The organism is Nitrospira sp. T9 (genome assembly GCF_052156535.1).
GTDB lineage: Bacteria > Nitrospirota > Nitrospiria > Nitrospirales > UBA8639 > Nitrospira_E.
The window spans coordinates 183,325-196,862 of sequence record NZ_JBQKUP010000037.1 but is presented as its reverse complement, the minus strand read 5'-3'; the positions used below and the strand labels follow the sequence as shown (position 1 = coordinate 196,862).

10 protein-coding genes are annotated in these 13,538 nt (G+C 45.5%); all 10 read right to left on the bottom strand.

From position 1 onward, the window contains the following. Positions 1–9: 9 nt before the first annotated feature. Complete coding sequence (locus ACTRXD_RS13720; protein WP_442432353.1) at positions 10–1,185, bottom strand: glycosyltransferase family 4 protein; 1,176 nt, start codon at positions 1,183–1,185, stop codon at positions 10–12. A gap of 364 nt (positions 1,186–1,549) precedes the next feature. Next, complete coding sequence (locus ACTRXD_RS13715) at positions 1,550–2,902, bottom strand: hypothetical protein (protein ID WP_442432352.1); 1,353 nt, start codon at positions 2,900–2,902, stop codon at positions 1,550–1,552. Positions 2,903–3,361: 459 nt separating this feature from the next. Further along, entirely contained in the window at positions 3,362–4,186 is an 825-nt protein-coding gene (locus tag ACTRXD_RS13710; RefSeq protein WP_442432351.1) for an XrtA system polysaccharide deacetylase, read from the bottom strand. Positions 4,187–4,507: 321 nt separating this feature from the next. Further along, positions 4,508–5,533, bottom strand: coding sequence for a TIGR03013 family XrtA/PEP-CTERM system glycosyltransferase (locus ACTRXD_RS13705; protein WP_442432350.1), 1,026 nt, complete (start codon positions 5,531–5,533; stop codon positions 4,508–4,510). A 294-nt stretch (positions 5,534–5,827) separates the two neighbouring features. Next, complete coding sequence (locus ACTRXD_RS13700; protein ID WP_442432349.1) at positions 5,828–8,176, bottom strand: polysaccharide biosynthesis tyrosine autokinase; 2,349 nt, start codon at positions 8,174–8,176, stop codon at positions 5,828–5,830. A 77-nt stretch (positions 8,177–8,253) separates the two neighbouring features. Continuing rightward, entirely contained in the window at positions 8,254–8,871 is a 618-nt protein-coding gene (locus ACTRXD_RS13695; protein ID WP_442432348.1) for a polysaccharide biosynthesis/export family protein, read from the bottom strand. A 30-nt stretch (positions 8,872–8,901) separates the two neighbouring features. Beyond that, on the bottom strand, positions 8,902–9,564 hold the full coding sequence (locus ACTRXD_RS13690) for a polysaccharide biosynthesis/export family protein (RefSeq protein ID WP_442432347.1): 663 nt from the start codon (positions 9,562–9,564) through the stop codon (positions 8,902–8,904). A 760-nt stretch (positions 9,565–10,324) separates the two neighbouring features. Then, complete coding sequence (locus tag ACTRXD_RS13685; RefSeq protein ID WP_442432346.1) at positions 10,325–11,251, bottom strand: Lcl domain-containing protein; 927 nt, start codon at positions 11,249–11,251, stop codon at positions 10,325–10,327. A gap of 322 nt (positions 11,252–11,573) precedes the next feature. Continuing rightward, positions 11,574–12,668 carry a hypothetical protein gene (locus tag ACTRXD_RS13680; RefSeq protein WP_442432345.1) on the bottom strand — a complete coding sequence of 365 codons (1,095 nt, stop codon included), beginning with the start codon at positions 12,666–12,668 and terminating at the stop codon, positions 11,574–11,576. 306 nt (positions 12,669–12,974) lie between these two features. Continuing rightward, a complete protein-coding gene (locus ACTRXD_RS13675; protein WP_442432344.1) occupies positions 12,975–13,397 on the bottom strand; it encodes a hypothetical protein in 423 nt (140 codons plus the stop codon). Positions 13,398–13,538: the final 141 nt, after the last annotated feature.

Genomic DNA, 13,538 nt, shown 5'->3' with positions numbered 1-13,538 from the left:
CCCGTCTACCTAATAAGTTTCTGAAGTCTGTTGTATGGTTTCACCGAGATAGTCATACACTGCGTTCAATTTCATTCGAAAGGCCCGAAAGCTGAATTTATCTTCGACCAGTTTCTTGGCTGCCAGACCCAAGGTTCGTCGTAGATCGTCGTTCTTCATAAGTTGAAGCATCGCTTCAGCAAATGGTTCCGGGTTCGGGTCGGCTAACATGGCCACTCGATTATTGATGACTTGGGTATGGGTCACCAAATTTGTGGCTAAAACCGCCTTCCCGCTGGCAAGATAGGAATACAATTTCATGGGAGTATTAGTTCCCGTAATTCTTGGAGATACCAGAATATCTGCTTGCGACAGATACGCGGACAATTGATCAAGGGGTCGTGGACCAAGAAAGTACACGTTCCGGTCGATACCTAAATGCTCGGCTTTCTGATGATAGAAATCCCTATTGTCTTTTTCACCACCCACAATGAATAGCGTGCTCTGTGGCGCTTCTTTCAAAGCCAGAGCAAAGCTTTCTAATAACAAATCAATTCCTTGATAGGTTTCCAGATTTCCAACATATAAAATTCGTATGCCCGGTGCATTGAGGTCCTCTTTCGCCTTTGAGAAAGAGTCTGTCGGATCGCCCAAAAGAGGGACGTCTTCAAGCAGCATAATTTTTGACGGGTGATACGGTTCAATGCGCGTCACTAAGGCTTCACACACAGGCATTACGACAGCAGCACCCTGCACCGCCCGACGTTCACAAACCATGAACGCCTTGGACAGACAAGTCAGACGAGGATATTTTTCAATCATTTGCTGCGCCAACGAGGAGTCCATATCATAGAGATAGGGAATACGTGCTATCCAATTCACGACAAGCGCGAGAAAGGCCGATTCTTCTACGGCATGGATCAGGTGGTACCGTTTTTTACAAAGAAGAACGATCATCTTGGCACACAAAAGGCCATCGCACACTAGCTTCTTCCACGAAAACCCCGGCCGAATGTTGCGAAGAAAAGGCCAGGCCGGTATTCGGTATAAATTGACCTGCGGATAGTCCACCTCTCTGCCTTCATGGAATGTGAGGACATCAATGGTATCCCCACGTTCTGATAACACCTTGAGGACAAGATTGACGGCGATAGGAGTCCCTCGATCTTGATAAAAGGGATGGGGAGCTAGCAGCAAAATATGCATATTGAACTTTCAATTTTTAATAAGGAAATCCGGAATGAGAATTCCCGACTATCCACAAATGCTTTCCTTACCGATGGATCATGCCACAGGTTCTAGGCGGCTGAACGAGAGTATTCTGATGTTAGCGAGATAACGCTTCTAGAATTTTATCGGCTAATTCGAAAGACGAATTGAAGATTTGTCACGAAGAAGATGACCAAATCCACAGAGGGGCACGGTTAGAGGCATGGTCAATGAATTCGTATTCGGGTACCCGATTGAACATAATGGTGGATTTCGGAATGATGTGAGCAGGATCAATCTCCATGGCATTGGCAATAGAAACTCTTGGGGCCTTATTTTTGTAAAATTTCTGATCCCATCCTTATCGCATCAGAATCCAGGGATCAGCAAAGGCCGTAAATCCCAAAAAGAACTGGTTAACATTAATATCATCAACGGCCAAGCCACTTGACTTTTGATTGATATGGGAGTAGCTCACATTGGCGGAAAGCCAGTTCAGAAAAGCATAAGAGATCCCACCCTGAATCCGGTAAGTATTAGTATCAAAGGCATTACCGTCCTGTGTCGATTTGTTCCTCGCGTACCCGACAGACACAAAGCCATTCAACTTTGCGCTCAGAGTGTGTTGAATCCTTCCCGTAAGTGTTTGTGTTCGGGTCTCTTGAGAGGCCAGCCCTCCCCCACCCCCGATCATTTGGTTTGCACTTAGAGAAATGTTTCCGTTTCGGTAGGTTTTCGTGATTGTCGCTCCCCCAATTAATGTGCTCTGCCACTGATCAGAAAGCTCCTTTGTGGTGGCTCCATTATCAAGAGTTTCTTTAGCACCTTTTTGTTTGCTAAATGCTGCCCCGCCCTGAAGAGACCCAATCAACAACGAAGTAAAACTATGGGAGATGGTTAATCGAGGCTGATGAGAAATCAGTTTATCCGAGACGGTAACCTGAGTAGGTGTGCCGAGATAGTCTGTCTGAAGATAGGTATAGGAGGGGATGATCGTGGTTCGCTCAGACTCCCCAAAGTGCAAAGCAATTTTTCCGATATGTGACACAGAATCTTGAAAGCCACTCGTAAAAAAATGAAGGTAATGATTATTGTAAGTAAAAGTTGGGGTTACAGAAGGCGTCATAGCATAGGCCAAGGTGATTCCTGAAAAATTTGAAAACGCGCTGGCCCGGGAAGTAAAGACCCCCTGAGTGCCGCCGGTTCCTTGTGAAAATCCAGCTCCTCCCAAGACGTTTCCTGTTCCTTCCTCCTCTCCATCCTCAGGCCCCCCTCTCCCAGAAAAAGACGTGGAGGCATCCTGTGCCCCGGACAGGGAGAATGCATCTAATTGCGGGGTAAAATTCATGCTCTCGTCAATGGTTACGGTCAACTTCTTATAGCGTTTGGTTAGGAAAGGAAGATCCAAAAGAATATTGGCGTTTTGAATATAGCGATTTTGATCGGGATTATTGACGAATGCCACAAATCTGCCGAAATACGTCGCACCCAGAACAATATCCGGATTGTCGTATTTCAGTTCAAGATTCGGGCCGGCCATGGTTCCAAAATCATCCTCTTTGTCTTCATCATCGTAAAAGAGATTGTCCGTATATGTTTCAGTGAGGTTAAAAGAGGATTCCAGAGTCAGAGCAGCTGAAACAAGACTCGAAGGATAGACGATAGCTAAGCAAAGGAAACCCATAGCCGAACGAAAGATATTCTGATTTCGCATGTTCTAAATCACATCCTCCTCAACTAATCAAGCACACCCTACCGCAGGCTTTGAAAAGTACTGCCATGTTCGTCTCCTCTTCTGAAAACAAGGGAATCAACCGATAAAACCATGCATAATGTTATTTATCGGTCAAAAAAATAAAAAAATAAGCCATAAGTCCAAAAATAATTCAGGCTCAATGATTACGCTGTTGCTGAATTGTCAGGAGAACATGACGAGATAAACCGAATTCCACCGAGAATTGATGGGGTGGCTTCGTTTGCCGCTCTCTTCAGAAGATTTGGGGAGATTTGAAATGAAGACGTGAGCCTATTAAAGAGGGAATATGGGAGTGTCCGCCAATTGAGAAATAGAGGTAAAGCTCACCTATCAATTGCACCTACACATATTTAACCACGGCAATAAATCCTTGGATAAAGGATGAGGATCGTTTCCTGACAGACACCGACTACCAAATCAGGAGGTAATGAGGTTGCGATACGGCCCGAAGGGAAAATCCTGAATGAGTTGAATGAGACGACCATGAACCTTTTCGAGATTCAAGTAATGACGAAACTCTGAAAGAGTGGATCCCCTCATACGGGGTTGAGAAGGATCCAGCTCCCACGGATGGAGATACATAATTAAAGGATGGCCCTGTGCTTCGATTCGCTGCAGGAGTGGCTTGAGCAACCGATAAGGAAATAGACGAAAATATCCCCCTCCCGCAACAGGAAAGGTGATTCCGGCCCATTTACAGGTCGAAGGTGGCACCTCCCAAAGAGGACCTGAATCGGTGGAGATCGTGTGAATGGTTGGAATGGCCCCAGGAATTCCATAGTAATCGTGGACGACGGCCATAATACTGGAATCATAGCGATACCCTTCCTCTACAAGAATCGGCAAGGCCCATTCCGACTCCTTCGTAATCGAGAAGGTCGGAGCACGGTAACCAATGATGGGCACCCCCCCAATATCTTCCAAAATATGTTTGGCCCGACGAATATCTTCCCGAAAAGCCTCAGGAGTCTGCCCCGTAATAAGTTCATGCGCGTAGCCATGAGAGGCCAACTCATGTCCAGATTCCACAATACGCCTGATTAACTCTTTGTGTCGCTCGGCCACCCATCCCAGCACAAACATCGTGGCGTGAATCCCCTGTTGCTCCAGAAGATCCAGGATGAGATGCGTATTACGCTCTACCCGGCTTTCGTGCCTCTCCCAATGGCGGCGGCGAGCCACACAATCAAAGGCTGCAACCTGAAAATGTTCCTCAATATCGAAGCTCAACCCGTGGATCATAATACATGCACATCCTTCAATTTGTTTGTTAGACCCTTTCGGTTTATCAGAGAGTACACTGAAGTCCGTTGAAGTAAAACAAGTAGAGGGACGTGAGATCTCCCACGATTCACAAGTGAGAACTTAAAAGCATGAGAGGAAAGATAGAGGGTAGTGAGTGATGAGTAAGAGGCGCCTTTTGGGGGTAAAGCTTGACAGAAAAAGCTACGGTCGAAAACTCCAACACCTTGGCGTCACCTCGTTTGCCTCCTGATTTTTTACCAGAGGCTGCCTACGCGGAGTCATTCCAACAAAGTCCAACGAACGCCTTGTCAATTGCACTTATCGCGCACCCTCTCCCGTAAACATAACCCCAATGGTCCTCACGAGAATTCGTAGGTCCAAACATAACGAGAGATTTTTGACATAGTAGAGATCATATTGCAATTTGACATGCGAGTCCTCCACCGACCCCGCATACTGGAAACAGATCTGGGCCCAACCTGAGATTCCTGGACGAACGGTGTGTCGAAGATCATAGTAGGGAATAGATTTTCGGAGTTCCTGCACAAAATGTGGCCGTTCAGGTCGAGGCCCAACCAGGCTCATGTCCCCTTTCAAGACGTTAAGCAATTGGGGTAACTCATCCAATCGAAGCTTTCGAAGCCAGGCTCCTGTTTTCGTTACGCGGACATCCCGCAGGCTCGCCCACTGAATCCCTTCGGCCTCAGCGTCATTTCGCATCGAACGAAATTTTAACAGGACATAGGGATATCCATGATGCCCCACGCGAGTTTGCCGATAAAACACGGGGCCAGGAGAATCCAGTTTTACCAACAGGGCTATCAAGACAAACAAGGGGGCCAACGCTATGAGCCCAAGAAGCGCACCAAATAAATCCCCCATACGTTTGAGAAACAAAATAATGGGTTTTCTCCTGAATCCAGAGGAAAAAATGAGAAAACTTGGCTTAAGCTCATCAATTGACAGACGCCCACACTCGGTCTCATAGAGGCGGTGTCCATCCACAATCTCAAGCCCCATGGATTTCACATCCAACAGAGAATCAAGGGGCAACGTCCCACGACGGTCTTCCACGCAGACCGCGATCGTCTCAATTTCATTTTTTTCAGCTATTTCAAACAGCTGATTGGTCGTCCCAAGTATATTGGAATTGACCAACGACGTTCCGACCATGGCGGGATTATGCGACAAAAAACCTTTGACATCATATCGGAAAGACTGATCGAACACTAAGACACGTGCCAGGGCTTGAGCCAGAGGCCCATCCCCCAAAATGAGGACCCGCCTTTTAGTCCACCGTTTTGGGGCAAATGTAAAAAAAAACCTCCTCCACCGACTTCGCATAAGAGACCCTAACCATCCGAGGCAAGCTCACCCCATCAGCAACATTTTCAACATATCCGGCCAGGACCCTGGCCGGATATTAGATCGAACTTTCGTACCTTGTCCCACAACCTACGGTCTGTATGTATCGGAACCTCATGCTCTAGCACATGCCTCGGCACCTCCATCAACATTCTGGAAAATGAATAAGCCCAAATTTTAATTGAAGTCAAAATGACCACGACCCGTCCCCACATTTCATCCCTCGCAACCCCAGATAGGTTGCGTCGTGAAACGTCCATTCCACAAAAAGTTTCATGAACCCTTGCTGTCCGACGAGTAAGGAATAATGTATCTTTGCCGCACATAGTAAGGCACGCCTTGCGTCCAGGCATCGGTCAATACCAGTCTTGTAGGCCCTATATGTTTGATCATTTCGACCGCTTTTTGCACGGCATCCTTGGGTGTGACCCCGGACCGAACCACCACCAGCACGACATGGGCCAATCCGCTTAAGACATTGACATCCGCCAATGGCAATACGGGCGGGCCGTCAAGAATAATAAACCGGTAGCGAGACGTCAGCATCTCCAACATAGAGGAGAGATTTTGCAATTTGGAAAGCGGAACCGGATACCGACCGACATCCCCCACCGACATGCACCACAACGGCACATCAGGAATTTTTTGCAGGCAGGGCTCCAACAACCCTTTAGCCCCAGAAAAATATTCCGCCACACCCGGCGCCTGATTTAGACCGAGTACTCTGTGCAAGTTCGGACATTTAAAGTCACAATCAATGATGAGTGTCGGCTCATCCAAATCTCTTGCCAGCGTATAGGCGATATTGGCAGCTGTGCTGGTTTTCCCTTCTCCCTTCATGGCACTCGTAATTAACACAACCTGGTTAGAGGCAACGGGATCCAGAAGATCCAGCCGAGTTGCAGCGACCCGGTACTGCTCCGCCACAATGGAATGAGGACGCCATTTGGTCACTAAATTCAACTGAGGGAGAAACGCTTCATGAGAGGTTTTTTGGCGGTCTCCAGAGGCCCCGCCATCGTGGCCTTCCGTATCGGTGTCAGGACTTTTTCTGGTCAACAGGGAATCGACGCACTGAGACAAGGCAAGGTGTTTCCCATTGGAACTACTCTGAGCTTCCAATTCATTTGCGACCATCTTCATGGATTTCCCATAGGCCATTTTAAAACTGGGGATGGTAGCCAGAGTGGCAAGCCCTAACGACATTTCCGCCTCTTCCGAACGTCGGAACGTCGGCCATAACAAATCCAAAAGAAAGGCGAGTCCAAACCCCAATCCGGTTCCAAGGATAAACCCAGCCGCCGCAATCAATTCACGGGGTTTCCCCTCAGGCTTGGTTGGCAAATTGGCCGGATCTAAAATGCGAAATCGCTCCCCCTTTTGTCGTTTATCAAGATTTTCAGAAATTCTGGCATTGATACGGTTTTCATGCAGGCGTTGATAGTGCCTCTGGATATTGTTGTAGTCCCGTTCCAGGGCCAGCAATGCCTGTTCATGATGAGGCGTGTCTTCAAGCCGCTTCTCCAAATTTTTCATGTTTTTTGAAACTTCGGCTAACTGGGATTTCAACGCAGGGAGTTGCGAATTTAATTCCTTCTTGGTGTTCAGCAGCTCGGCCAGATAGGGATCTGATGGAGCCTGTCCCCCACGCACCATGGGTCGATTGGCCAGCTCCTGTTCGGCATCCTCGATTTGTTTTTTCAAGGAAATGATATCCGGATAGGATTCCTTATATTCACTCGACAACTTCGCCAACTCACGGTTCAGCTCATGAAGTCGCTGGCTCAGGGGATCCGTTTTTCTCAAAAGGAGAGATCCCTTCGTTTTTGCAACCATACCGGGGTTTGCCTCATAATCCAGAATTGTCTTTTCCAACAGATCCAAGCGGGTGTTGATAGAATTCATCGATTCCTGGATACGGGTTTTTTCAAGCTGCAAGCGATCGAGCGTCCTGAAATTCGCCTCCAATTGAGCGGGCAACTCTCCGACATACTTCATCCTATATTCGGACAAGGCCTTTTCTTTTTGATCTAGGGCCTCTTTCGCCGAGATCAGTTCTTGGTCTAAAAACTCCATCGCCCCTTCAATAAATTGTTCGCGAATTCTGATATTTTCATCGATGTACTGAGAGGCCAACTTGGCCGTCACTTTCATGGCCATCTTCGGATCACGATGCGCAAACGATATGTTAAAGGCTTCGATTTGCCCACCACTGCCCTTTGTTTCAATCTTAATGTTCGTACGTAACTCCTCAATTACCCCCTCATACCCCCGGGCTTTAATTTCGTCAGAGTATAAGTGAAACTCTTCAATAATCTTCAGTAAACTGGTTCGGCTTAACACCTGTTGTGTCATGGTGGACACTCGGTCTGCGGTACTGCCTCCGACCACCGACGAAACATATTTTTCGGGTATTTTTTGTTGTTCGATGAGAATGACCGTCTCCGATCGATACATATCCACTTTCAGCCAAGCGAGAGTCCCGCCAATGGCTATCCCTAGGATGACGAAACTCAGAATCAACCACTTTCGTCGAACAGCTAAATCCCAAAAATCTTTAAGATATTTTTGGACGACAAGAGCAGGATCTGTGGTGTGAGACGCTGCAGTAGGACCAGACATGGAGCCCATGATATTCCTTCTATTGCGAGAGCCCAGGGTCTACCTGGCCAATCCGGTTTTTGAACGGCGTTTTCGATTTACGGGACGATGACCGTATCCCCGGACCTGAGGGTGATGTTATACACTCCCCCATCTTCCGAAATAAGATCTGAATATCGAAGCGGGATACGTGTTTCTGTGACATGGCCCCTCTCATCTTTTTCCGTCCGAACGACCATGATGTCATTTCGGGAAGCGAATTGGGTAAATCCACCGGCTAAGGACAGAGCCTGGAGAATCGTCGTATAGGATTTCAATGGCAATTTCCCTGGCTTTGTCACTTCTCCCACAACAAAGACATAGTAACTATTGACCTCGATCACATTGACCGATACGGATGGATTTTCTTTTACCGCCTTAAATTTTTCTGCAATTTTTTTGGCAACTTGATCAGCAGTCAAGCCACTGGCTACCACATCACCGATTAAGGCTAAAGAAATTTTTCCGTCCGGCCGGATCACGACCTGCCTCGATAAGTCGGGATTTTTCCATACGATCACTTCGATGACATCTTCAGGGCCCAAGACAAAGCCCTCTTCAGGGTGGCCCGGGGAAACCACCACGTCCGGCTTCAGACATCCGGAACAGAGCAAAAACCCCATCAGGGTTAGGATGAGACCAAACTTGCTATATATAGATGGAATGGTATTCCTCATATGACCTCAATCAAACGAAAAAATGAGTGATTACGGAATCAGGACCATGGTCTCGGAAGGAACGACAATGGTATCTCCGGGCTTTAACTCAACATTGTCAGCTCCCCGCAAAATAATATCATCGTAACTGACCACCAATTTTTGCGGTGCCTCGCTATCCATTCCCAACCGAAAAATAGTAATCCGGCTCCGTACGGCATCTGGTGCCATCCCTCCCGCTAACGTAATGGCCTGGATGAGTGTTGTTCGGCTTAACAACGGTAATTTCCCGATTTTGCCGACTGCGCCCTGTACGTAAAAGTAATAACTATTGACTTCCTTAACCACGATGGCCACTGTCGGATTTTCCTTATAGGACTTGAGTTTCTGAGTAATATCATCTCGAAGTTCAGAAGTCGTACGCCCCACCGCCTTCACATCTCCAATAAGCGGCAAGGACACTTTTCCATCGGGACGAACCCTCACCTCTCTCGACAAATCCGGATTGCGCCAGACACTGATTTCCAAAATGTCTTCCGGGCCAATAATGTAATCATCGATGACAATTAAGGCCCGCTTTTCGGCTCGTTGGGCCTCTTGGGACATGGCACCCACATTGGAATCACCAAATGCCGAACCGAAAAGACTCAGGCTGAGCAAACCGGATACCAGACACACGACATGAATACTCCTACGATACGCACTCTGCCTCATAACTCACCTCATTCCCCGTGAAAGATACCCAAGCACATTTGTTAGATAAGCTTTGCCTGCTTCATCAACGCGATGGCCTTTACGACATCATGGGCCAAATTCATTGACGAAACTTGCCACCAATCATTCATAGCCAACGCCTTTTTACCAGCTTCTCGGCCTGGACTGGCTCGCATACAGAAACTGCTGAATAAAGTATCAATCGGTGGGTAGAGGATGAAAATTAAATCATAATCGAAAATCTTTCATATGCGTGATTCACACATATAGTGCATTGAGGCTGATCTAGGAAAATACAAAAGAAGTCACCGGGGGCATGAAGACCTCCAAGCATAAAACTTAGGTTGGACTTCTCCCAATGGACAAGTGGATTCAGGACGTATCCGATGGAGGAAAACTGTTCTGTGTGATTAAATCAGGCTCTCAATTCAGAATACTGGGAAGGAAAACTTAGAAAGGATGAGGCACACGTGGCCCTCATATTGCTGAAGAAGGAACGGGCATAATGTAAGAATTTTTGGGGCCCCCGACACGAATTGAACGTGCGGCCCGCGGTTTAGGAATGCAAAAATTTCACCTTCCTCTACCCTACTTCAGCTCATTCCAACCAATTCCAACAAGGGGTTTGGCTAGGCCAAACCTTTTCCTGGAGTGGGCCTGAATAGGCTGGAAAGTGGTAGCGTTGAGCACAAAATGAGCACAAACTAAAATTTCTTCAGATAAGGTGAGGGTCATATCCTGGTGGCTTCCTAATCAGGAATCAAGGCAAATCCCGGACAGCCCGTACATAGCATTTAAACCCCTTACCATTAAAAATATGCCCGTTACGAACATTCATGACGAAGTTTCCTTCGTGTGGAGAAGGTACAAGCGTTCCAGAGTGAAGGTGTCCGAATCGCTGGACATTGAAAGGTTCTCGTAAGGGGAATGGGCTAGCCGTCAGGTCGGTTGATATCGCAATGGGATCGATGATGGCCTTTAACTCCGCCTTCGTCGGCAACCTCCACCCGCCTGATCCGCCGATTTTAAGCTCAGCCACGTACTTTAACGCATCCTCGAAACTCATCGTAGTTGGGCTTAGACCAGCTGACCATTCAATTCCTAATTGAGGATCACGAATGGTTACTCCTGCAATCGCGCTTGAAGCCGCACTGGAAGAACGGCGCCGACGTTGTTCCAATTCCGCCAACGTATCGATTAGCTGTTCAGTGAGGTCACGTACTTGATCAGGTCGTATCGGGGAGCCTTCGAGTTGTGATGATACATCAAGCCATTGGCGCTTTTTTACATCAGCAGAAAAGGCCTCTTGTTGTTGGGTGAAGCGCCCACGGTTAAGCGGATATAACAATATAGGGAAAATGAGCCCCTGCTCATCCGCAAGAAGTATCTTTTTACGAAGTTCCGCCTCCCGCAGGGAAAACATTTCCCACTCACGTTGACACCACTCAGAGCGGATAAAAGACGGTGTTATCACTGCCATTAGTACACTACTAACCTCAAGTGAAGTGCGAATCTTCTTATCCCAAACGTCTGCTGTTACTAATGATTCTCGATCCATGAAGATTCTTGGCTCCTCCCCAGTGAGTTTGCGATATGTCCTTGTTACCTCTGTGATGAAGTTCTCCACCCATGCGTCATCGTTATCAACATGAGCATAGCTGCAGAAGATTTCAAAATCGTTGTTCACAATGTCTTCACCTATTCCTAATCTACCTAAAATTTCTTAGTATCGGATGCTAAACCATCTGGATAGCGCCATAAATTTTTTTAGTATCCATGGGAATTTCTCTGTAATTTCTATGGCATCTGTGAATGGCTATGTTTTCATGAAGAGAGATTTAGTAGAATTCCTGCAAGCTATTCCCTTTTCAACTGATGTAAATTCCTAAAGAAACAAGTTTCCAAATCCTATGGTAATTTGAGAGGGAAAGCAGGTTGTTATTAGTGACCTATTTTTTTAATTCCAAGTCATTCAAAAACAACAGTTTTTGAAGCCAGAGGATAAGAACTTAAAATGTTGTCTGGTGGGAAATGTTTAATGAAATTTTAACCAGGGAAATTTCCGAGAATAACTTTAGACTTGTAACTAACCCATGCGAAGCATCCTCACTTTCCACTTGGCCAAGGTTGTGAAGCCAGGCGTTTCTGACTTTTCGGATTTTATTCAATTCCGTATACAAAGCCTTATTTATCCTATTTAACAAAGAAAGTATCTCTATTCTAGTAGACGCAGAATAAAGGCTACCCTTCAATTTCTTTTCCCTTTTACTATCTATAAAATCAATTTTTGTACCCTCCTCTTCCCGCTCTTTGTTATCTTTAAGCATCTTATCCCAAATAATTGAAATCAGTTTTTCCAATACTGTCCAGGAAAGTATAATTGATCCGGAAAAATCATGGTCCCGATAGGCTCTTGCACTCTGCAACAACATTGTGACTAGCTTTAAAGAATCGGGAATTGGGGATTTTATAATCGAGTCCAAAATCTCGAAAGATTTTTCAACTGTTTGAATTGTTACCAACTGCCTGGTAGGACATTCAGTTGGGGTATCGGTTGTACTTCTAAATTTTTCTATATATGCATGATATGGGGAATGACTTGCAATAAGGTTTAATCTACGAATTTCATCCTGCCCCCGATCAACCTTTAAATATTCCCCAGCGCTAATAAATTGTAGGATTGGCCAAGACTCTTTTTGGCATGTTTGCAAGGCAGTATTCAGACAAGCTAAATGAGCATTCATAACCTCCACTCGTCTGTAAACATTAGCGACTTCTTGTTGGGAGACCTCCATAAATCTCTGAAATTTTGGGTTTTGCATTACCATTTTTGATGTGATGGGTGGAATAGAATTATCTAAAATGTCATCAAAATTTAGATCTGGCATTTCTGCACGAGGAAGCCAATCATTGAAGTCAAAAACAAATAATCCATCTCTCGAAACCACGACTCTAATTCCTGAAGCGAGGGATTTTTTAAACACTTCCTCTCGTTGTGTTGAAACAGGTGGATTCTGACAGCCAATAAAGGGGTCTGCTTCAACCCACACTGGGGGGCAATGATAATATGCAGTTTCCGTAGTGCCTGAGCTATTATTGGACATACTTTGAGGATCCGAAGGTTTCAGGAATTTTCTCCCACAATTATTCTTTTTTGACCCTAAAAAAATGAGATATTAATTTCCGATAAATCAACCTTAAAGGGAAGGTTTTCCTAAAAGATATTTGAAAAATTATGCCAAATTCTTTAAAAAACTAATTCCGTTTATCTTTTTCCACAAAAACTATTCTAAACCATTCCCTGGTGGCCTTTTAACAGCTGAGGTATTATTTTTAATACCTTCCCAAAGAATTTACAAAATACGCACCCCCCATTTAAATATACTTAAACCCTCCCCAAAGTTAAAAACTTACCGGAGAAAGCGCTGAAATTTTTCCTGATAATCTTTCTCTGAATATTTTAAAAGTGGAGGATTAGCAATAAATTCCTCCCCCTTTTGGCAGTACCTTTTCGCCTCTCTGGCATCAAAAGAACTTGCTCTTCCCTTTCTCAGTTGTAGAGAAATTTTTTCATACGTCATTTTCTGCTTACGTAAATCAACGGCCTTGAGATATTGGAAGGCTTCCGACAAACGAATTCTCTCTTTCGCCTTTTCTTGTTTGAGTCCGGCTTCCGTTCGTTCAGTTAACCAGGAACTAATTCTTTCAGAAATACTCGTTTTAATTTCGTCCTTCGGTCGTCGCATATCAATGATTCCAACGGTATTATTCCAATTAAATTCCTTTTCCTCCGGAAAATACAACAAAAAAAGGTGCCCCTTTAAATTTCTCATTTGGGTTTCTGTAAAATCCTCCCGTTTAAAGCAATGATCAATTGCTCCATAAGCCTTTAATTCATTCTCAGGAACCTCCCAAATTTCCCACACAGACTTTGGGAATTCCCCTTTTCTTAACACCTCATCTAAATCTGAAAT